This window comes from Ferrovum myxofaciens (assembly GCF_000735045.1).
GTDB classification, from domain to species: Bacteria; Pseudomonadota; Gammaproteobacteria; order Burkholderiales; family Ferrovaceae; genus Ferrovum; species Ferrovum myxofaciens.
The window spans coordinates 101,061-120,926 of record NZ_JPOQ01000008.1 but is presented as its reverse complement, the minus strand read 5'-3'; the positions used below and the strand labels follow the sequence as shown (position 1 = coordinate 120,926).

General features: G+C 55.9%; 19 protein-coding genes. 15 read left to right on the top strand and 4 right to left on the bottom strand.

All coding sequences use genetic code 11. From position 1 onward, the window contains the following. Positions 1–43: 43 nt before the first annotated feature. Both ahcY and metF read left to right on the top strand, forming a co-directional pair. A complete protein-coding gene (gene ahcY, locus IV91_RS0101825; protein WP_031595552.1) occupies positions 44–1,354 on the top strand; it encodes an adenosylhomocysteinase in 1,311 nt (436 codons plus the stop codon). 4 nt (positions 1,355–1,358) lie between these two features. After that, positions 1,359–2,204, top strand: coding sequence for a methylenetetrahydrofolate reductase [NAD(P)H] (gene metF / locus IV91_RS0101820; RefSeq protein WP_031595551.1), 846 nt, complete (start codon positions 1,359–1,361; stop codon positions 2,202–2,204). A 46-nt stretch (positions 2,205–2,250) separates the two neighbouring features. Here the strand turns inward: metF and IV91_RS0101815 are convergent, their stop codons facing one another. Next, on the bottom strand, positions 2,251–3,411 hold the full coding sequence (locus IV91_RS0101815; protein WP_200874302.1) for a class I SAM-dependent methyltransferase: 1,161 nt from the start codon (positions 3,409–3,411) through the stop codon (positions 2,251–2,253). Between the two features lie 71 nt (positions 3,412–3,482). On the opposite strand from IV91_RS0101815, the gene IV91_RS0101810 reads away from it, so the two are divergent. From IV91_RS0101810 to IV91_RS0101800, 3 genes are read left to right on the top strand one after another with little or no spacing between them, the layout of a single operon-like run. Next, the gene (locus IV91_RS0101810; RefSeq protein WP_062187218.1) at positions 3,483–3,674 is read left to right on the top strand and encodes a hypothetical protein; all 192 of its coding nucleotides are present in this window, start codon (positions 3,483–3,485) and stop codon (positions 3,672–3,674) included. Then, the gene (ttcA, locus tag IV91_RS0101805; protein WP_035416961.1) at positions 3,667–4,584 is read left to right on the top strand and encodes a tRNA 2-thiocytidine(32) synthetase TtcA; all 918 of its coding nucleotides are present in this window, start codon (positions 3,667–3,669) and stop codon (positions 4,582–4,584) included. Before IV91_RS0101810 ends, ttcA begins: the two co-directional genes overlap by 8 nt. A gap of 41 nt (positions 4,585–4,625) precedes the next feature. Next, the gene (locus IV91_RS0101800; protein ID WP_051861841.1) at positions 4,626–5,864 is read left to right on the top strand and encodes a pyridoxal-phosphate-dependent aminotransferase family protein; all 1,239 of its coding nucleotides are present in this window, start codon (positions 4,626–4,628) and stop codon (positions 5,862–5,864) included. A gap of 5 nt (positions 5,865–5,869) precedes the next feature. Here the strand turns inward: IV91_RS0101800 and IV91_RS19570 are convergent, their stop codons facing one another. Further along, positions 5,870–7,027 (bottom strand): CCA tRNA nucleotidyltransferase, encoded by a 1,158-nt coding sequence (locus tag IV91_RS19570; protein WP_031595545.1) that lies wholly within the window; start codon positions 7,025–7,027, stop codon positions 5,870–5,872. Next, complete coding sequence (locus tag IV91_RS0101790) at positions 7,027–8,997, bottom strand: lytic transglycosylase domain-containing protein (RefSeq protein ID WP_160171512.1); 1,971 nt, start codon at positions 8,995–8,997, stop codon at positions 7,027–7,029. The genes IV91_RS19570 and IV91_RS0101790 overlap by 1 nt, the downstream gene beginning before the upstream one ends. 12 nt (positions 8,998–9,009) lie before the next feature. On the opposite strand from IV91_RS0101790, the gene IV91_RS0101785 reads away from it, so the two are divergent. The 3 genes from IV91_RS0101785 (at position 9,010) to sucD (ending at position 11,716) form a co-directional block, all read left to right on the top strand. After that, positions 9,010–9,606, top strand: coding sequence for a DUF2889 domain-containing protein (locus tag IV91_RS0101785; RefSeq protein ID WP_062187223.1), 597 nt, complete (start codon positions 9,010–9,012; stop codon positions 9,604–9,606). Positions 9,607–9,668: 62 nt separating this feature from the next. Then, complete coding sequence (gene sucC, locus IV91_RS0101780) at positions 9,669–10,832, top strand: ADP-forming succinate--CoA ligase subunit beta (protein ID WP_031595539.1); 1,164 nt, start codon at positions 9,669–9,671, stop codon at positions 10,830–10,832. 2 nt (positions 10,833–10,834) lie between these two features. After that, positions 10,835–11,716 carry a succinate--CoA ligase subunit alpha gene (gene sucD / locus IV91_RS0101775; protein WP_031595538.1) on the top strand — a complete coding sequence of 294 codons (882 nt, stop codon included), beginning with the start codon at positions 10,835–10,837 and terminating at the stop codon, positions 11,714–11,716. Here the strand turns inward: sucD and fur are convergent. Next, on the bottom strand, positions 11,706–12,146 hold the full coding sequence (fur, locus tag IV91_RS0101770) for a ferric iron uptake transcriptional regulator (protein ID WP_031595537.1): 441 nt from the start codon (positions 12,144–12,146) through the stop codon (positions 11,706–11,708). The two genes, sucD and fur, sit on opposite strands and share 11 nt — an antisense overlap. 55 nt (positions 12,147–12,201) lie before the next feature. Between fur and IV91_RS16600 the strand changes: the two genes are divergently transcribed. From IV91_RS16600 to IV91_RS0101735, 7 genes are all read left to right on the top strand, one after another. Next, entirely contained in the window at positions 12,202–12,774 is a 573-nt protein-coding gene (locus IV91_RS16600) for an outer membrane protein assembly factor BamE (protein ID WP_160171511.1), read from the top strand. Continuing rightward, on the top strand, positions 12,771–13,574 hold the full coding sequence (gene dapB / locus IV91_RS0101760; RefSeq protein WP_031595535.1) for a 4-hydroxy-tetrahydrodipicolinate reductase: 804 nt from the start codon (positions 12,771–12,773) through the stop codon (positions 13,572–13,574). The genes IV91_RS16600 and dapB overlap by 4 nt, the downstream gene beginning before the upstream one ends. A 165-nt stretch (positions 13,575–13,739) precedes the next feature. Then, positions 13,740–14,888 carry a glutamine-hydrolyzing carbamoyl-phosphate synthase small subunit gene (gene carA, locus IV91_RS0101755; RefSeq protein ID WP_031595534.1) on the top strand — a complete coding sequence of 383 codons (1,149 nt, stop codon included), beginning with the start codon at positions 13,740–13,742 and terminating at the stop codon, positions 14,886–14,888. A gap of 3 nt (positions 14,889–14,891) precedes the next feature. Continuing rightward, positions 14,892–18,128 (top strand): carbamoyl-phosphate synthase large subunit, encoded by a 3,237-nt coding sequence (gene carB, locus IV91_RS0101750; RefSeq protein ID WP_031595533.1) that lies wholly within the window; start codon positions 14,892–14,894, stop codon positions 18,126–18,128. A 58-nt stretch (positions 18,129–18,186) separates the two neighbouring features. Then, the gene (gene greA / locus IV91_RS0101745) at positions 18,187–18,663 is read left to right on the top strand and encodes a transcription elongation factor GreA (protein ID WP_031595532.1); all 477 of its coding nucleotides are present in this window, start codon (positions 18,187–18,189) and stop codon (positions 18,661–18,663) included. Next, positions 18,656–19,099: a YhbY family RNA-binding protein gene (locus tag IV91_RS16595; RefSeq protein ID WP_051861837.1), complete on the top strand. Its 444-nt coding sequence runs from the start codon at positions 18,656–18,658 to the stop codon at positions 19,097–19,099. The genes greA and IV91_RS16595 overlap by 8 nt, the downstream gene beginning before the upstream one ends. Beyond that, positions 19,096–19,728, top strand: coding sequence for an RlmE family RNA methyltransferase (locus IV91_RS0101735; RefSeq protein WP_031595530.1), 633 nt, complete (start codon positions 19,096–19,098; stop codon positions 19,726–19,728). Before IV91_RS16595 ends, IV91_RS0101735 begins: the two co-directional genes overlap by 4 nt. Positions 19,729–19,866 lie beyond the last annotated feature (138 nt).

Genomic DNA, 19,866 nt, shown 5'->3' with positions numbered 1-19,866 from the left:
GTTTGGATTGAGCCAATACACAACGAATGAAGGGAGAGTTTCAATGAACGCGATTCCACAGATTTTGGCCGGTGATTTCAAGGTTGCCGACATGACGTTGGCGGCATGGGGCCGCAAGGAAATCCAGATTGCCGAGAATGAAATGCCAGGGCTCATGGCCCTGCGTGCAGAATATGCCGAGCACCAGCCGCTGCAGGGGGCACGTATCGCCGGTTGTTTGCACATGACCATCCAGACCGCCGTATTGATTGAAACACTGGTGGCCCTGGGGGCGGAAGTCCGCTGGAGTTCCTGTAATATTTTTTCCACCCAGGACCAGGCAGCGGCAGCCATTGCCGCCGCAGGGATTCCGGTATTTGCCTGGAAGGGAGAAACTGAAGAGGAGTTTTGGTGGTGCATCGAAAAAACCATTTTTGGGCCAGAAAACTGGTTGCCCAACATGATTCTGGATGATGGAGGGGATCTGACCCTGGTGATGCATGACAAGTATCCTCATCTGCTCGAATCCATCCGGGGCATTTCCGAAGAAACCACCACCGGCGTGCATCGTTTGAATGAAATGCTGAAGCGTGGAGAATTGAAGTGCCCGGCGTTCAATGTCAATGACTCGGTGACCAAGTCCAAATTCGACAATTTGTACGGATGTCGTGAATCCCTGATGGATGGGATCAAACGGGCGACTGATGTGATGATTGCCGGAAAAGTGGCCGTGGTGGCTGGGTATGGCGATGTGGGCAAAGGCTGTGCCCAGGCCTTTCGCGGACTGGGTGCCACGGTGTGGATCACGGAAATCGATCCCATCTGTGCCCTGCAGGCGGCCATGGAGGGGTATCGGGTAGTGAACATGGACGAAGTGGCGGCTTTGGGTGACATCTTCGTCACCGCAACCGGCAATGTGGAGGTCATCACCCACGCCCATATGCAAGTCATGAAAAATGATGCCATCGTATGCAATATCGGTCACTTCGACTCGGAAATCGATATCGCCTCTCTGCGTAAATACCACTGGGATAACATCAAACCGCAGGTGGATCACGTCATCTTCCCTGATGGCAAGCGTCTGATCGTATTGGCAGAAGGACGTCTGGTCAATTTGGGATGCGCGACAGGACATCCAAGTTTTGTGATGTCGGCTTCCTTCACCAATCAGGTCATGGCCCAGATCGAATTGTGGAACAATCACGGCAAATATCCCGTGGGCGTATACATTCTCCCCAAGACACTGGATGAGAAGGTGGCCCGCCTGCATTTGAAGCGCATCGGCGTGCAACTCACCTTGCTGACGGAAAAGCAGGCTGAATACCTCAACCTGCCTGTTACGGGGCCCTACAAACCCGAGCATTACCGGTATTGAAGCCATGAATCACGCGCATTACGAGCGGGTGTTCAGTTTCGAATTTTTCCCCCCCAAGACCGCCGAGGGGGCGGAAAAACTTCGTCATACCCGGCGCCAGTTGGCGCAGCTCAATCCGGCTTTTTTTTCCGTGACCTATGGCGCAGGGGGCACCACCCAGGACCGTACTCTGGAAACCGTGGTGGAGATTCAGCAGGACGGATATCCCGCTGCGCCTCATCTGTCCTGTATTGGCGCGACCCGGGACAGTTTGCGCCAAGTCCTGGCACTCTATCGTCACCACGGTATTCGTCATCTGGTGGCCTTGCGCGGGGATTTGCCTTCCGGAACCCTGGGCGGCGGCGAATTTCGTTACGCCAGCGACCTGGTGCGTTTCGTGCGTGAAGAAACGGGAGACCACTTTTTCATTGAGGTGGCAGCCTATCCCGAGGTGCATCCACAAGCCCATTCAGCGCAGGAAGGGATTCGCCATTTTCAGGAAAAAGTCGAGGCAGGGGCTGATTCAGCCATTACCCAGTATTTTTACAATCCGGATGCTTACTTCAGTTTTGTGGAGGATTGTGGTGCAGCGGGGATCACCGTGCCGATTGTGCCAGGGATCATGCCCATCGCCAATTTTTCACAATTGAGTCGCTTTTCCGATGCCTGCGGTGCTGAAATTCCGCGCTGGATCCGTCAAAAAATGCAGGGCTATGGGGATGACAGTGCTTCCATCAAGGCTTTTGGTCTGGAAGTGGTGACACACTTATGTGACCGGTTGCTGGAGGGTGGGGCGCCTGGGTTGCACTTTTATACCATGAACAGCGCAGGGTTGACTTCGGTCATCTGGGAACGGCTGCATTTGACTTGAAGAAGGGGAATGCCATGCATTCCCCCTTCGAAGCGATGCGCGTCTCTTACAGTCCCAAATTGATCAATGCTGACTTGTTTTCGGGACCCTGACCCAGTACCAATACCTTGAATAACTCGCCCATTTCTGCTGGACTCAGAAGTTTTTGGACCGCACTGACTGCGCGATAGTCCGCGCTGGTTTCTCCGTGTACTTTTTCCAGTTCATGCAGAATCCCCTCTTCAATCAACCAGGCCGCCTGTGTTTGCCAGGTTTCGATTTGCAGGCCTGCCCGGCGGGCCGCCCGGGCCACCCGGGTAAAGTCCACATGGGCCGTGACGTCCTGAAGTCCAGGGTAAAGAAAAGGATCGCCGTGGGCATGATGCCGATAGTGACACATCAACGTACCCCCGCTGCGTTGGGGATGGATGAATTCCCGCGCCGGGAAACCATAATCGATAAAAAAAGCCTGACCGGCTTTCAAAGTTTGACCCAACAACGTCATCAGTCCCTCTGCGGCCAAACCGACTTCAGTATCATAGGGCTCGGGGTAACCGGTCATATCTGGCATCCCCTCGAGAAGGGGGGAGTTTGCGGGCAGGGGCCGAGTTTGCCAGTGCCAACCCTCTTTCGTCACCGCAACACCCCATTGGTGCCATTGCCCATTCTGCCAACGCAAACGTTGGACGGGTAGAGCATCCAGCACTTCATTGGCCAGTACGACGCCTTCCAGTTCCGCTGGCCAATGTTCCAGCCATTCCACTCTACGTTGCAAGTCTGGAGGCAGTTGACGGATATTTTCCTGTTGTCGTTCTCGTAAGTCAGTACTTACTTCCAGGATTGCGTAACGTTTCGGCAGGCTATCTTGTTGTTCCAAGGCTTTCAACAGGTCTTGGGCCAACTGCCCCGTACCGGCACCCAGTTCGAGTATCGTGGTTTTCTGTGGATCCAATTCCCTGAGGGTGCGTGCAATGGGATGGGCCAGGGTGCGGGCAAAGAGGGAGGTCATCTCCGGGGCCGTGGTAAAGTCTCCGGCGGGTCCCAATTTGACGGCTCCTGCCGCGTAGTAGCCCAATCTTGGTGCGTAAAGAAGCAGGTTCATGAAATCGGCAAAGTCGATCCATCCTCCTGCTTTGTCGATGGCGTCATTGATATGCCAGATTAATTGCTGGCTGTGATCTCTCGCCGCAACACTCGGCAGTAATGCCTCAGTGGAATACCATTCCAATGTTCAGCCCTCAAATAGCGCGCATCATACTCCTATTTGATAACATGACGATCTTTGCAGAATTATAGGAAATGACGATGGGCTTTTTCTGGCAGATTGCGGGATTTTTCCTGCTCCTGAATGTTGCCTGGTACCTGACCTACTCGGACAAACTCTGGGTGTACGTCAGTGGCTTCGTGCTCATGGGTTTACTCATGCTCTACTCTCTGTTTGTCATTTTCAAAATTTTGCGCAAAGATCCAACCTCCCCTTCCGATGAGTAATTCCCGCAGTTCCACCTTCATTCGGCTCCAGGAAAGACTGCGCAGTGCCCTGGGCAAGGCATTGGGAGACTACGCCATGATCCAGGACGGGGATAGGGTGATGGTCTGTCTGAGTGGGGGGAAAGATTCCTATGCCCTGCTGACACTTCTGCTGGATCTGCAAAAGCGCGCGCCCATCACATTTGAACTCGTTGCCGTCAACCTGGACCAGAAACAACCGGGTTTTCCTGCGGATATCCTTCCTGCCTACCTGGATCAGCTGGGCGTGGATTACCGGATCGTCGATGCGGATACCTACGCCATCGTCAAGGAAAAAGTCCCGGCGGGAAAAACCACCTGCTCTCTCTGTTCGCGTTTGCGCCGGGGGGTCCTGTACCGTACTGCCAAGGTATTGGGGGCTAACAAGATTGCTTTGGGTCACCATCGCGATGACATGGTGGAAACCTTTTTCCTCAATTTGTTTCATGGGGGACGACTGAAAGGCATGCCCCCCAAACTCGTGACCGACGATGGACATCATGTCGTGATACGTCCCTTGGCCTATTGTCGCGAAGAAGACTTGGCCCGCTACGCGCGCGGGATGGAATTTCCCATCATTCCCTGCAATCTGTGTGGTTCCCAGGAAAATTTGCAACGCCAGGCCATCAAACAATGGTTGCAGGACCAGGAAAAGGCGCATCCGGGACGCACCGACAATATCTTTCTGGGGTTGCAGTCGGTCACGCCCTCTCACCTGGCTGACCGCCTTCTCTTTGATTTTGTCGGATTGATTCCCTCGCACCAGCCAGAACCGGAAGGAGATACACTCTTCGATTCCGCAGGCGAGCGAGGGGCACTCCATCTGTCCCACGCCGAAGGGCGACACCTGCACTTCGTGAAAGCTGGAAATTTTGCTAGAATGAAAGATTGATTATGGAGAATTCGCCCCCAATGGGCGCTTAAGGACCCCCGATGACCATCCAATACCTTCCCCCCAAGAAAATCAGTTCCTTCTATCCCCCCCAACGCACCCTGATGGGCCCGGGTCCATCGGAAATCGCACCGCGGGTGCTGGCGGCCATGTCGCTGCCCTGTATCGGATATCTCGATCCGGTCTTTGTGGACATGATGGATGAATTGAAGATGTTGTTGCGTTATGCCTTTCAGACGGACAACGCACTGACTTTTCCGGCTTCGGGTCCCGGATCCGTAGGCATGGAAATGTGCTTCGTCAACATGGTCAATCCTGGCGACAAGGTTATCGTGTGCCGGAACGGGGTATTCGGTGGCCGCATGATCGAAAATGTGACGCGCTGTGGCGGTACACCTGTTGTGGTGGAAGACACCTGGGGTGAACCGGTGGATCCGCAAAAGCTTGAAGATGCCCTGAAGCAAAACCCGGATACCAAAGTGGTGGCTTTTGTTCATGCCGAAACCTCCACCGGTTGTATGTCCGATGCCAAGACCCTGGTGGAAATCGCGCACCGTTACGGGGCTCTGACCATTGTGGATGCGGTCACTCAACTGGGTGGTTCACCCCTGTATGTGGATGAGTGGGATATCGATGCCATCTATTCGGGCAGCCAGAAATGTCTGTCCTGTACCCCAGGATTGTCTCCCGTCTCCTATAACCAGCGGGTGGTGGATCTGGTCAAACAACGTCGGACTCCCTCCCAGAGTTGGTTCATGGACCTCGACCTGGTATTGGGATACTGGGGATCCACCAATCGCACTTACCACCATACGGCCCCCATCAATGGCTTGTTTGCGTTACATGAGTCTCTGGTGCTGCTGCGTGAAGAAGGATTGGAAAACGCCTGGGCTCGTCATACCCGTCATTACCTTGCGCTCAAAGCCGGACTGGAGGCCATGGGGCTGACCTATCTGGTCAAGGAAGAATACCGTCTGCCCCAGCTCAATGCCGTGCGGGTACCCGAAGGGGTGGATGAAGCCAAAGTGCGAAAAACACTGCTCAGCGAATTCAATCTGGAAATCGGTGCCGGGCTGGGGCCCTTGGCAGGAAAAATCTGGCGCTTTGGACTGATGGGCTATTCAGCCAAGTCGGAAAATGTCATGTTATGTCTGTCTGCCTTGGGTTCTGTCCTCATGGACATGGGCTATCCCATCAAGGTGGGGGTGGCCGAAGCCGCTGCCCATCAGTCTTATGCCGAGCAACATGCTCAGGCGGCTAAAAAAATCAAGGGATCCTGAAGGGATCAGGTGCTGCGTCGTGTGGGCGAGAGCGCGCACAACGCAGCATGACGGGCAGCGCGTAATCGTTGAGGGATTTCTGCCGGGGTCGGTGCCGAACGTACGAGCGCAGGAAGATCCAGTGCCTGACAGGCAGCGAGGGCGGCCTTGCCCCGCGTGCTCAGGTTGGGTTGGAGATCTTTGAGAACCTCGCCCAGGCATTCCTGTAATTCAAGAAAGTGGAAGAATCTTTGTGGCCGCCTCCAGGCATCACATCCTTCCAGCAGGGGGAGCCATTCCTCCGGTTGCTGGGGAGACAAATGCCGGGCGCTGGGACCCAGTGCGCAAGACAATTCCACCCACTGGTGTTGTTCCTTGCTCCAGCGCAGGTTCCTGGCCCAGGTTTCAAGGAGTGGATGCCAGATTTGACGGGAACTCCCGTGGAAAAGTGCTGAAACCCAGGCTGCCCAGCGCAGGACTTGTTCCAGGTTTCTTCGGGCCCCATGATCCACGGCGTTTTTGGCCAGATCCCCCGTATGGATCCACAATGCATCGATGGTGGGGAAGAATTTTTTCAAGGCTCCCCAGTCGGCCAATGCCTCGAACATGCGCGCGGGGTTGGTAGTTTCCATGCCTTTGTTCAACTCTTGCAGAATGCGTTCGGGAACCAGGGCATCCACTTCGCCGTTGTTGACCATCTGTCGTAAGAGTGCGCTGGTTTCAGGTGCCACGGTAAAGCCAAAGGGAGCCAGTTTGGCCAGGAATCGAGCAACGCGCAGGAGTCGGACCGGATCTTCGCTAAAAGCCGGACTGACGTGACGCAGGATACGGTTTTTCAGATCGGTCAGTCCGCCGTAGGGATCGATCCACCGATGATTGGAATCCCGGGCCATGGCATTGATGGTGAGGTCACGGCGTTTCAGGTCTTCTTCCAGCGTGACCGTGGGGTCGGCATGAAGAATGAATCCGCGATAGCCTGGGGCTGTTTTACGTTCAGTGCGGGCCAAAGCATATTCTTCATGGGTGGCGGGGTGCAGGAAAACCGGAAAATCCCGCCCCACGGGCTGAAACCCCCGAGTTTCCATTTCTTCCGGAGTAGTGCCTACCACGACCCAATCCCGGTCGGTGCTGGGAAGCCCCAGCAATTCGTCACGGAGGGCACCCCCTACTTCGTAAATCTGCATCATCGAACCGCACCCAACTCATCCAGAAGAGCATGCAGCCGGTGACTGGGCACGGTATGGAGGCGCTGTTCGTAGACGATTTGGTTGTAGAGAACCTGTTGGACATAGTCCCGGGTTTCATCAAAAGGAATGTTTTCAAGAAAGGCGCGCGGGTCACCAATGCCGGCAGAAACCCAAATCTGTGCACGCAAAGGGCCTGCGTTATAGCCCATGGTGGCGAGGATCGGGTTGCCCAAAAGTTGCGCCAGGTGATTCAGATAATAAGTTCCAAGCAGGATATTGGTGTCGGGTTGATCGACCTCTTCAGCATGATAGTTCTTGAGACCGCTGCGTCGGGCCGCCCACCGGGCCGTTGCGGGCATCAGTTGCATCAGGCCCTGGGCACCGGTACGGGAACGGGCAACGCTGAAAAATCGACTTTCCTGCCGGATGACCGCAAGAATCCAGGCTTCAGAGAGATGGTATTGGGAAGCGCTGGCCTGGATTTGAGACTGATAGGGATAGGGAAAGAGCAGGGTGATATCCTTGGGTAAATCCGTACGATCTGCACTGTGAATACTCCGGTCATACCAGCCCAGTTGAAAGGCTTGTTGGGCAGCTGCCAAGTGTTGCAGAGGGGTCAGGGCAGGCTCGATCTGGTTCCACTCTCTCTGGGCTTCCGACAGCAATCCCAGGCGATAGAGGCGCAGAGGGCGCTCCAGCAGAGTGCGGGTTTCTTTTTGAATCTCCGGGTCCGGTTGTGCGGGAGGGGGTGACAGGCGAAGTTCCTGCCCCCGTTCTTCCAGGGCCAGTAGCCCGTAGTAGGAAGGAGATTGGGAGACGCGCTCGAGCAGGGCAAGGGCTTCTGCAGAACGGTATTCTCCCTCCAGCGCGCGCGCCTTCCAGTATTGCCAGACGGGTTTCTGGGCCAGGGTGACCGGTAGATGGGCCAGGGTGTCCAGTACGGTGGCCCAGTCCTGCTGACGCAAGGCAACCCGGGTTTTCCAGATCAGCCATTCAGCATCGGTGGGTTGGGGAGTCACCTGCTGAAACCACTCCAAAGACTGGGGATTCAGATTCAAGGCACCTTGAAGTGCGATCTGTTGCCAGCCCCAGGCTTGGTCCTCCGGACCAAGATGTGCGGAGGCATCCGTCCACCAGGTGGCTGCGGCCTGTGGGTCATGGGCGGCCAGGCGGAGGGTGGCATATAACATGAGTTCACGTTGCGCACGAGTGGAGTGGGTATCCGTGGGGGAGGCATCATCCAGAAACTGGCGAGGTCGGCCTGTGGCCAGATTCAGGTCATCTTCATTCAAGCCTTGGAAGGGTGGGAAGAAACTATTGATGTAACGCGCTTTCCGCAACTGATTGCGGGATAGGGCATGACGCAGTGCCCGCCAGAGGTCGTCTGCACGAAGGCGGTGGGCTGCGACCAACTGCCGAAATACCGGGTCACAGGAGTCAGGCCAGGAAGCGTCGGAACGCCAATAGGCCACGGCAGCGTCGAAGAAGTCCGTTTGAGCGTCGGCGAAGAGGGCTTGCCAGTGATAGCATTGAAGTGCGGGTTGGTGGGCATCCACTGGATGAAACTGGGCTTCAAAGGTTTTCCAGTTTTGGTTTTGTCCCAGTTGAGACAACCAATGGGCGCGCAATAAGGGCGTGAGCGGGCTGTTGGGATAATCATTGAAAAATGCTTGCATTTCCGGAACCAGATAGGCATTTCCTCGTATCAATCGTTCTTCCAGAGCCCAATATCGAGGATAATCGGAAAGTTGGCCCTGCGCTCGTGCCGCGATGGATTCGAGCGTGGTCTGATCGTGTTGATCAAAAGCGCGCCGGGCGCGCAACAATTCGTCATCGGTCAGAGGCGGCTCGGAAACGGGTTGAACAGTGGCTGGTATGTCGTCGGGCATAGCCAGATCTGCGGCAGGGAGGCTCCAGGGAATAAGCCCAAGAAGCAGGAAGAGAAAGCGAATCAGAAAACCGGACAAGACGGGAACCTCATGGGAAATGCAGAACAGCGCCATCATTATGCGGGAATTTTTTCGGAAAAGGGAGGGGCCATGAAGGATGAACAGGAACAGCGGCAATTGCTGCATCGGCGTGTCATCGAAGTGAATGGTTACGCACGGCCAGACGGCTGGTACGATGTAGAGGGCGTATTGCGGGATGTCAAGGGGCATGATGTGGACATGACAGAAGGATGTCTGCCTGCCGGTACGCCCATTCACGACATGTTTTTGCGCCTGACCGTGGACGACGCTCTGATGATTTGCGAGGCAGAGGCGCGCATGACCAGCCGACCTTATCCGGGCACCTGTGAAAAAATTGTCCCTGAATACTCGTCGTTGAAAGGGGTGACCATTGCGCCAGGGTTTACCCGGATCGTGCGGAATCGGTTGGGCGGTATTCATGGGTGTACGCATTTGACGGAATTGGTGGGCGTCGTGGCGACGGTGGCTTTTCAAACCCGTTATGGCACACTCTCACCGGAGATGAAAGAACGTCCTCCTCATCTGGATGGATGCCATGCCCTGGCCAGCACGGGGGAGGTGGTGGCGCGTTTTTACCCCCATTGGTCGCGGGCAGGCGTCGAATAGATGGGAGGTTTTCAGGTACAATCAGCATTTCACAGGCTCCTTTCATAGAGAAGACGTAGACCATGAAAATCCATGAATATCAGGCCAAAGCGCTCCTCCAGCGCTTTGGGGTGGCGGTTCCGCGCGGGTTTCCGTGCTTCACGGTTGGCGAGGCTGTGGCGGCCGGACAGCAATTGGGCGCAGGGGTGTGCGTGGTCAAGGCGCAGATCCATGCGGGAGGGCGCGGGAAAGGCGGGGGCGTCAAGGTAGTCCGTACGGAGGCCGAACTGGAAGAGGCGGCGCGCCGAATCATGGGGATGCAACTGGTGACTCACCAAACCGGTCCCCAGGGGCAAACCGTTCGCCGGTTGTTGGTGGAAGAAGGGGCGGATATTCGCCAGGAACTCTACATCGGCATGGTAGTGGATCGCACCACCCAGCAGGTTGCCCTGATGGGCAGCGCGGCGGGGGGGATGGATATCGAGGAGGTGGCCGCACAGCATCCGGAAAAGATTCATGCGGTACAAATAGATCCGGGGCAAGGGTTATTGCCAGCCCAGGCTGAAACTCTGGCACGTCAAATCGAAGTGCCGGAACCTCTGGTGGCGCAGGCCCGTGACTTGATGCTGGGTCTGTACCATGCCTTCGTGGAAAGCGATGCCAGTTTGGCGGAAATCAACCCCATGGCCGTGACAGGGGACGGGCGAATTCTGGCGCTGGATGCCAAATTCAACTTCGATGACAATGCGGCGTTTCGCCATGGTGAATGGCAGGATTGGCGGGATTTCGATGAAGAAGATCCCAACGAGATCGCAGCCTCACGCCACGGCTTGTCCTACATTTCACTGGAGGGCAATATTGGATGCCTGGTCAATGGTGCGGGTTTGGCCATGGCCACCATGGATATCGTCAAACTCTACGGTGGAAGCCCGGCCAATTTTCTGGATGTGGGTGGTGGGGCCACCACGGAAAAAGTCACGGAAGCCTTCAAATTGATGCTGGCCAATCCCGAAGTGCAGGCCATTCTGGTCAATATTTTCGGCGGTATCATGAAGTGCGACGTGATTGCCGAGGGCGTGGTGGCTGCTGCACGACAGGTTCATTTAACCGTCCCTCTGGTGGTGCGTCTGGAGGGGACCAATGTGGCGTTGGGAAAACGGATTCTGGCGGAATCGGGACTTCCCATTCTGTCAGCAGCGAACATGGATGACGCAGCGGCCCAGGTGGTCGCCGCAGCGCGGAGATAAGCATGGCCATTTTGATTGACAGGAATACTCGGGTACTGACTCAAGGAATTACCGGCAAGACGGGCATGTTTCACACTCGTCTGTGTCGTGAGTATGCCTTTGGCAACGAATGTTTTGTCGGTGGGGTAACCCCGGGCAAGGGCGGACAGAATTTCGAAGGGGTTCCGATTTTTGATTCGGTAGCCGAAGCGCGTCGGGAAACTGGCGCCAATGCTTCGGTGATCTATGTTCCTCCTCCCTATGCGGCGGCGGCCATTGATGAAGCCGTGGAAGCGGGGATCGAGTTGGTGATCTGTATTACGGAAGGGATTCCGGTGCGGGATATGATCCAGACCCGTTATCGTATGCGTGGTAAATCAACCCTTCTGGTGGGCCCAAACTGTCCGGGTGTGATCACCCCAGGACAACTCAAGATCGGCATCATGCCTGGACACATTCATCAGCCCGGTCCCATTGGGGTGGTCTCTCGTTCTGGAACGCTGACCTATGAAGCCGTGGGGCAACTGCGTGAACTGGGGCTGGGTCAGTCCAGTTGCGTGGGAATTGGCGGCGATCCGGTCAACGGCATGAAACATCTGGAAGTGATGCAGCGGTTCAATGACGATCCTGCCACAGAGGCGGTTATCATGGTGGGAGAAATTGGCGGGTCGGATGAGGAAATCTGTGCACGCTGGATCAAGGAACACATGACCAAACCCGTGGTGGGGTTCATTGCCGGTATGACGGCACCGCCCGGTAAAAGGATGGGGCATGCGGGAGCCATCATTTCAGGGGGGCAGGGAACGGCTCAGGAGAAGTTGGCCACGATGGAAGAATGCGGGATCAAGATTACGCGCAATCCCGCCGAAATGGGGCGGACCTTGCAAGCTCTGCTCAGGGGGTAGTCTTTGGCATTCGGTGGGGGCAGGAGGTGCGCTGACAGTTGGCGTAGATCTGGAGAGAATGGTCCTGAATCGAGAAACCCCGTTGTTGTGCAATCTGGGCTTGGCGATTTTCGATCTCGGCGTCAAAAAACTCCTCCACATGGCCACATTGCAGACAGACCAGATGGTCATGGTGGGTTCCTTGGTTAAGTTCAAATACGGCCTTGCCACTTTCAAAATGATGACGGACCAGCAAGCCGGCTTGTTCAAACTGGGTCAGCACCCGGTAGACGGTGGCCAGACCGATATCCATGCCTTCCTGCTGAAGCCGGCGGTAGACTTCTTCCGCGCCCAGATGACGGGTGGCGCTGGTTTCGAACAGGGCCAATACCCTGAGACGGGGAAGGGTGGCTTTCAGTCCGATGTCCTTGAGATCTTGGGGGGCGCTCATGTTGCCTCGCAGGGGGGTAGAATTGGTTCATTATAAAAGCATTCGGGTGAAAGGGATGATAAAGCGTACGGTAACGATGGGCATGCTGACTTGTGCAGGCCTGTTTCTCACGGGATGTTCCAACTGGTCGTGGTATTCGATTCCTGGTGCCTCTTACCTCAGGCCCTATACGCTGGATATCCAGCAGGGCGTGATCATCGACTCTGACATGGTGGCGCGTCTGAAGGAAGGAATGACCCGTCCACAGGTGGCTTATACTTTGGGGACGCCATTGCTCAAAGATCCTTTTCACAAGGATCGCTGGGATTATGTCTATTTCGTGCGAGAGGATGGGCGATTGAGTCATCCCCATGATTTGACGGTTTATTTCAACGACGACAAAATGGTTCGCTATGTCACGGATTATCCGATCGGTGGGGCGGTGACATCGGGCACTCCCCAGGCGGTTCCTGTGACCGGTGAGGCCCCTGTGGCCCCTGCGGCGACCAGTGAGACACCTGCGGTTCCCCCTGCGGGCTCCGCTCCGGTGACGCAGGAAGTTACCCCGCCGAATCCTGACGGAAGTGCCGGACCGGCCACCGGAGTGACCAAGGGGGGTATGATTGATGCCGGGAAGACCGGAGAATGAGCGCGCTCGTTTTGGGCATCGCGGGCAGTGGTGGGCGTATGGGGCGAGCGTTGGTGGAAGCCATTGCGATGGCTCCGGATTTGCGTCTGGGCTTGGCACTGGAGCAAGCAGACAGTCCCTTCATCGGCCGTGATCCCGGAGATTGGCTGGGCGCCCCCCTGGGCCTCGCGATTACCTCTGATGTTCAGGCGGGGTTGGAACGATGTGCGGTGCTGATCGATTTTACCCGTCCCCAGGCTACCCTTGATCACTTGGCCGCCTGTGTACAGCACAGGCGGGGTATGGTGATTGGGACCACCGGTTTCAGTGCGGCTGAAAAAGCGCAGATTCAGGAGGCCAGTCAGGAGATCCCCATTGTGTGCGCCCCCAACATGAGCGTGGGGGTAACCGTGGCACTGGCGTTGCTGGAGCGAGCCACCCAGTGGTTGCCGGCTGATTATGATCTGGAAATTACGGAAGCCCATCATCGTCATAAAGTGGATGCTCCCTCCGGGACGGCATTGCGCATGGGCGAGGTGGTGGCCAAGGCGCGCGGTTGGAACTTGCCGGAGGTGGCGGTGTATGGGCGCCAGGGGACCACGGGCCCGCGTCCTTCTCGCACCATTGGCTTTGCCACAGTACGGGGCGGGGATGTGGTGGGCGATCATACGGTATCTTTCATGGGCGAAGGCGAGCGCCTGGAAATTACCCATCGTGCCAGCAATCGAGCCACCTTTGCCCAAGGTGCAGTGCGGGCTGCCCGTTTTGTGGTGGATCAGCCTGCGGGATTTTATGATATGCGTTCTGTACTTGGGTTGTAATTAGTTGAAATAACTGGTCTATTTATTTGTTTTTCGGGGTTCTTCCGGGCCCCGGAGTTGCTTTTTGGCGTATTTTGCGCTAGTATTCCAATAATCGGAAACGGGAAAGGTGCGCGTCAATGCGTCTTTCCCGTTTTTTCACATCACCCCCTTCAGGAGTTAGTTATGGCTGTAGAACTGCCCTCGTCCTCTCGGGTGCCTGCCTTTCTTGTGCTGGCCGATGGCAGCATTTTCAAGGGCTATTCCATTGGAGCCGAAGGGTATCGGGGGGGGGAGGTGGTATTCAATACGGCCATGACCGGATACCAGGAAATTCTGACGGATCCTTCCTATTGCCGCCAAATTGTGACCTTGACCTATCCCCACATCGGTAACGTGGGAGTGAATCAGGAAGATGAAGAGTCCGCCGAGTTGTTTGCGGCAGGTCTGATTGTCCGTGAAATCCCCCGTCAGTTATCCAGTTGGCGTGCGCAGGGAGGGTTGCCTGAATACCTCAAGGCGCGGGGTATGATTGCCATGGCAGGGGTGGATACCCGACGTCTGACACGCTTGCTGCGCGAAAAGGGTGCGCAAAACGGCTGTATCTGGGCGGGAGAAGAAAATATTCCCGCTGCTTTGGAAGTGGCCCGTACTTTTCCGGGGCTGAACGGCATGGATCTGGCCAAGGTGGTCAGTTGTACCCGACCGTATCCCTGGACGGAGGGGGTGTGGCACCTGAGTGGGATAACCACTCGGCCTGAGGCGCGCTTCCGGGTCATCGCCTATGATTTTGGAATCAAGCGCAACATTCTGCGCATGTTGGTGGAGCGGGGATGCGCCGTTCAGGTGGTTCCCGCTACGACACCGGCTCAGGACGTGTTGTCCCTGCGCCCGGATGGCGTTTTTCTGTCCAATGGGCCCGGTGATCCCGAAGCGTGCACCTATGCCATTCAGGCCGTTCGCGAACTTCTGGCGGCACGGGTTCCTGTTTTTGGTATTTGTCTTGGCCATCAATTGCTTGCCTTGGCTTCGGGGGGGCGTACCCTGAAGATGAAATTCGGACACCATGGAGCCAATCATCCCGTTCTCGATCAGCAAACCGGACGGGTATTGATCACCAGTCAGAACCATGGATTTGCGGTGGATACTCAAGATTTACCTGCTCATCTTACGGTTACCCATGTTTCCCTGTTTGATGGGAGTGTGCAGGGGCTTGCCCGGACAGATGTTCCGGCCTTCAGTTTTCAAGGTCATCCTGAAGCCTGTCCGGGCCCCCATGATGCGGCCCCTCTCTTCGACCGTTTTATAGCGCTCATGCAAGAATCTGGAATCTGACCCATGCCCAAGAGAACCGATCTCAAGTCCATTCTGATCATTGGGGCAGGCCCCATCGTCATTGGCCAGGCCTGTGAATTCGATTATTCCGGGGCACAAGCGTGCAAGGCGCTGCGCGAAGAGGGGTATCGTGTCATTCTGGTTAATTCCAATCCGGCGACCATCATGACGGATCCGGAGATGGCTGACGCCACCTATATTGAACCCATCAACTGGAAGACTCTGGAGCGCATCATTGAACGGGAGCGTCCAGACGCTCTTCTGCCAACCATGGGAGGCCAGACGGCACTTAATTGCGCGCTTGATCTGGCGCGGGAGGGGGTGCTGGAACGGTATGACGTTGAAATGATCGGGGCGCGCAAGGAAGCCATCGATATGGCCGAGGATCGCGAAAAATTCAAGGCGGCCATGACGCGCATCGGTCTGTCCACCCCCCGTTCTGCGGTGGCCCATAGTCTCGAAGAAGCCCAACAGGTGCAGGCCCAAATCGGCTTTCCGGCCATTATCCGTCCCTCCTTTACCATGGGAGGAAGCGGGGGGGGGATTGCCTATAACCAGGAAGAATTCATGACCATTTGCGAGCGTGGTCTGGAGGCGTCACCGACCCGTGAGTTATTGGTGGAAGAATCGGTGATCGGTTGGAAAGAGTATGAGATGGAAGTGGTGCGGGACCGCAACGACAACTGTATCATCATTTGCTCCATCGAAAATCTCGATGCCATGGGGGTGCATACCGGAGATTCCATTACGGTAGCACCTGCCCAGACCTTGACGGACAAGGAATATCAGGTGATGCGCAATGCTTCCCTGGCAGTATTGCGTGAGATTGGTGTGGAAACCGGGGGCTCTAACGTCCAGTTTGCCATCAACCCCAGGGATGGACGAATGATCGTCATCGAAATGAATCCGCGCGTTTCCCGTTCTTCGGCTCTGGCCTCCAAGGCGACGGGGTTTCCCATCGCCAAGGTGGCGGCCAAACTGGCGGTGGGATTTACCCTCGATGAGTTGAGCAACGAGATCACCGGCGGGATAACGCCCGCTTCTTTCGAGCCCACCATTGACTACGTGGTGACCAAGGTGCCACGCTTTGCTTTTGAAAAATTTCCGCAAGCCAATGATCGCTTGACCACTCAGATGAAATCGGTGGGAGAGGTCATGGCCATCGGGCGCAGTTTCCAGGAGTCCCTGCAGAAGGCCCTGCGTGGATTGGAAACTGGCGCCGATGGGTTGAATGAAATGACCACCGAGCGCACCACCATCGAAGCCGAGTTGGCCAATCCCGGTCCCCATCGCCTGTGGTATCTGGCAGATGCCTTTCGCATCGGGCTGGAGCGGGATGAAATCTACCGTTTATCCCATGTGGACCCCTGGTTTCTGGCGGAAATCGAGGATCTGGTGTTCGAAGAACAGCGGGTACGCGGGTTGGAACTTGCGACGTTGAGCGCAGCGCGTTGGCGCGAACTGAAAGGCAAGGGATTCTCTGACCGGCGCTTGGCTTACCTGATGGGAAGCACGGAACAAGCGGTGCGCGCCATGCGGCATGCCCTGAATGTTCGCCCTGTATTCAAGCGGGTGGATACCTGTGCGGCAGAGTTTTCCACGCAAACCGCTTACCTCTATTCCACTTATGAAGAAGAGTGTGAAGCGCATCCCACGGATCGACGCAAGATCATGGTGCTGGGCGGGGGACCGAACCGCATTGGCCAGGGGATCGAATTTGATTATTGTTGTGTTCATGCGGCCCTGGCTTTGCGTGAGGATGGGTACGAAACACTCATGGTCAATTGCAATCCAGAGACGGTTTCCACAGACTACGACAGTTCGGATCGTCTGTATTTCGAATCACTGACACTGGAAGATGTCCTCGAGATCGTGGCGCTGGAGAAACCCGCGGGTGTCATTGTCCAATTCGGTGGTCAGACTCCCCTCAAATTAGCCCGTGGGCTGGAAGCCGCCGGGGTCCCCATCATCGGGACAACTCCGGACAGCATCGATCGCGCTGAAGACCGCCAACGTTTTCAGCAACTCTTGCATGAGTTGGATTTGCGTCAACCGGATAACCGAACCGCAGGCCATCGGGACGAAGTCTTGAAGGCAGCGCAGACGTTGGGATACCCCTTGGTGGTTCGACCCAGTTACGTGTTGGGGGGGCGTGCCATGCAGATCGTCCATACCCCGGCAGATCTCGAAAAATATCTGCGTGAGGTCATTACGGATGGGGAAGGAATGCATGGTGTGGCGATTTCACCGCATTCCCCCATTTTGCTTGACCGTTTTTTGAACGATGCCATCGAAGTGGATGTGGATGCAGTCTGTGATGGACAGGAGGTGGTGATTGGTGCCATCATGGAGCACATTGAGCAAGCGGGCGTTCATTCGGGAGATTCGGCCTGTTCCATTCCGCCTTATAGTCTGACCCCTGCCATCCAGGATGAACTTCGGCGCCAGACCAAGGCCATGGCCCATGCATTGGGGGTGGTGGGGTTGATGAACGTGCAGTTTGCGCTTCAGGGAGATACCGTTTATGTTCTCGAGGTCAATCCCCGCGCTTCGCGTACTGTTCCTTATGTGGCCAAGGCGACCAGTCGTCCTCTGGCTAAAATTGCGGCGCGCTGCATGGTGGGACAAAGTCTGGCCGAACAGGGAATTACCGGCGAGTTGATTCCAGGCTACTATTCGGTCAAAGAGGCGGTGTTCCCCTTTACCAAATTTCCTGGAGTGGATCCCATACTCGGACCGGAAATGAAATCCACGGGGGAAGTCATGGGGGTTGGGGCGACCTTTGCCGAGGCCTTCGTCAAGTCCCAATGGGCGGCAGGAGTCAAGTTGCCCACAGGAGGCAAGGTTTTTCTGAGTGTCAAAAATGCGGACAAAGCGCCCTTGGTGGAGATTGCACGCCAATTGGTAGAATTGGGTTTTGCGCTGGTGGCCACCCGTGGAACGGCGGCAGCACTCAGTGCTGCCGGTCTCGAGGTGGTACTGGTCAACAAGGTTATGGAAGGGCGTCCGCATATCGTGGATATGATCAAGAATCGAGAAATTTCATTGATCATCAATACGGTAGAAGAACTTTCCAGGGCCGTACAGGATTCCTGGTCGATTCGCAATGCTGCGTTGCAGGGACGTATCACCTATTACACTACGGTTGCCGGGGCACGGGCAGCCTGTATGGGGATGCGTCTTGGACAGTCCAGCGATGTCTATGAATTACAGGCATTGCACCGAGAGTTGAAAATCTGACCCCTCAAGAGGGGCTCAGGCCATATAACACGTAATTGGGTAGCGAGGAAGGAGAAGCATGAACAAGACACCATTGACGGTACGGGGTGCCGAAAAACTCAAGGAAGAATTGCACCAGTTGAAGCATGTGCAACGTCCGGCAGTGATCCAGGCCATCAGTGAGGCGCGCGCTCAGGGAGATCTGTCGGAGAATGCCGAATACGATGCAGCCAAAGAACGTCAATCCTTTATCGAAGGACGGATTGCGGAATTGGAATCCAAATTATCCCATGCCCAAATCATCGATCCGGCTGCGTTGGATGCGGACGGGCGGTGTGTCTTTGCGGCCACGGTGGAAATGGAAGATTTGAACACCGGCGACGTTCACACTTATCAGATCGTGGGGGATGACGAGGCGGACATCAAGGAGGGCAAGATATCCATTGGTTCTCCGCTGGCCCGCGCCCTGATCGGAAAATCAGCGGGAGATGTGGCTGAAGTCCATGCGCCAGGGGGAATGCGTGAATACGAGATCAGGAAAGTACGTTATGGTTGAGCGCCGCAGGTCCTTATCCCCTCCCGGGTCTGCGTGGCGCGCGGAACGGCCTGGAATTTCCAAAGGAAAGAGCGGGGTCAGGAAGGTTTCCGCCAAAAAAGTCGCTGCTAAAAAAGTGGTTCCTGTCGTTGTGCCGCCCTTGAAGTTGCCTGAGATGGGGGCGACATTGGAGTTGACGGTGGCTGAACGGGTGCGCTTGCGTCAGGAAGCTCATCGCCTCAATCCTGTGGTGCTGATGGGGCAATCCGGTATGACAGAGGCGCTTCTCCTGGAAATAGAACGGGCTCTTCGCGCCCATGGTCTGATCAAGGTCAAAGCCAGCGGAGTCGACACAGTAGAGGCGCGCAGCGCTCTGGCAAATATTCTTACCCAGCGTCTTTCAGCCGCATCCGTTCAACAAATCGGCAAGATTCTGGTTCTTTATCGTCCCCGATGAAACCTACCCGGACCAGCAAGGCCTGGATACGGGAACATATCAACGATCCCTTCGTCCAACGAGCAAAACGGGAAGGATATCGGTCACGGGCTTCTTACAAGTTATTGGAAATCGATGACCGGGACCACCTGTTGCGTCCAGGGATATCGGTGGTAGATCTGGGGGCCAGTCCCGGAGGGTGGTCACAGGTGGCCCGTCAGCGCATGGGAGTGCACGGCAAGGTCATCGGGGTCGATGTGCTGCCCATGGAAGCGCTGGAGGGCGTCAATTTTCTGCAGGGGGATTTCTTAGCCCCCGCGGTGCAGGAGCAGGTGAGAGTTCTGTTGGGAAACCGGTCGGTGGACCTTGTATTATCGGATCTTGCCCCCAATATCAGTGGTGTCACCTTGTATGATCAGGCCCGTGCAGCCGAGTTGTGGGAAATGGCTCTGGAGTTTTCGCTTGAAGCGCTGGGGCCTGAGGGTGGGTTTCTGATCAAGGTTTTTCATGGAGCAGATTTTGAATCCTTCGTGCGACGGATGAAACAATGCTTTGTCCGGGTGGTGACGCGAAAACCTGCTGCATCCCGAGACCGAAGTTCGGAAGTGTACTTGTTGGGTCAGGGGTTGAAACCGAAACACAAGGGGTGAGTTGGTGAATTTTGAACAGGTGGACGCGCTTGAGCGTACAATGATCCTTCGGAGTCTGGGGGAGTTGGTCGGATCGACTTGGAGGAAAGAGTCTTGAATAGCATCGTTAAAAATGTCTTGGCATGGCTTTTCGTAGGA

What these genes read in the sequence shown, in the direction of transcription:
- ahcY (WP_031595552.1), top strand. Translation starts at nt 44, where the DNA reads ATGAACGCGATTCCACAGATTTTGGCCGGTGATTTCAAGGTTGCCGAC.
- metF (WP_031595551.1), top strand. Translation starts at nt 1,359, where the DNA reads ATGAATCACGCGCATTACGAGCGGGTGTTCAGTTTCGAATTTTTCCCC.
- IV91_RS0101810 (WP_062187218.1), top strand. Translation starts at nt 3,483, where the DNA reads ATGACGATGGGCTTTTTCTGGCAGATTGCGGGATTTTTCCTGCTCCTG.
- ttcA (WP_035416961.1), top strand. Translation starts at nt 3,667, where the DNA reads ATGAGTAATTCCCGCAGTTCCACCTTCATTCGGCTCCAGGAAAGACTG.
- IV91_RS0101800 (WP_051861841.1), top strand. Translation starts at nt 4,626, where the DNA reads ATGACCATCCAATACCTTCCCCCCAAGAAAATCAGTTCCTTCTATCCC.
- IV91_RS19570 (WP_031595545.1), bottom strand. Translation starts at nt 7,027, where the DNA reads ATGCAGATTTACGAAGTAGGGGGTGCCCTCCGTGACGAATTGCTGGGG.
- IV91_RS0101785 (WP_062187223.1), top strand. Translation starts at nt 9,010, where the DNA reads ATGGGAAATGCAGAACAGCGCCATCATTATGCGGGAATTTTTTCGGAA.
- sucC (WP_031595539.1), top strand. Translation starts at nt 9,669, where the DNA reads ATGAAAATCCATGAATATCAGGCCAAAGCGCTCCTCCAGCGCTTTGGG.
- sucD (WP_031595538.1), top strand. Translation starts at nt 10,835, where the DNA reads ATGGCCATTTTGATTGACAGGAATACTCGGGTACTGACTCAAGGAATT.
- fur (WP_031595537.1), bottom strand. Translation starts at nt 12,146, where the DNA reads ATGAGCGCCCCCCAAGATCTCAAGGACATCGGACTGAAAGCCACCCTT.
- IV91_RS16600 (WP_160171511.1), top strand. Translation starts at nt 12,202, where the DNA reads ATGATAAAGCGTACGGTAACGATGGGCATGCTGACTTGTGCAGGCCTG.
- dapB (WP_031595535.1), top strand. Translation starts at nt 12,771, where the DNA reads ATGAGCGCGCTCGTTTTGGGCATCGCGGGCAGTGGTGGGCGTATGGGG.
- carA (WP_031595534.1), top strand. Translation starts at nt 13,740, where the DNA reads ATGGCTGTAGAACTGCCCTCGTCCTCTCGGGTGCCTGCCTTTCTTGTG.
- carB (WP_031595533.1), top strand. Translation starts at nt 14,892, where the DNA reads ATGCCCAAGAGAACCGATCTCAAGTCCATTCTGATCATTGGGGCAGGC.
- greA (WP_031595532.1), top strand. Translation starts at nt 18,187, where the DNA reads ATGAACAAGACACCATTGACGGTACGGGGTGCCGAAAAACTCAAGGAA.
- IV91_RS16595 (WP_051861837.1), top strand. Translation starts at nt 18,656, where the DNA reads ATGGTTGAGCGCCGCAGGTCCTTATCCCCTCCCGGGTCTGCGTGGCGC.
- IV91_RS0101735 (WP_031595530.1), top strand. Translation starts at nt 19,096, where the DNA reads ATGAAACCTACCCGGACCAGCAAGGCCTGGATACGGGAACATATCAAC.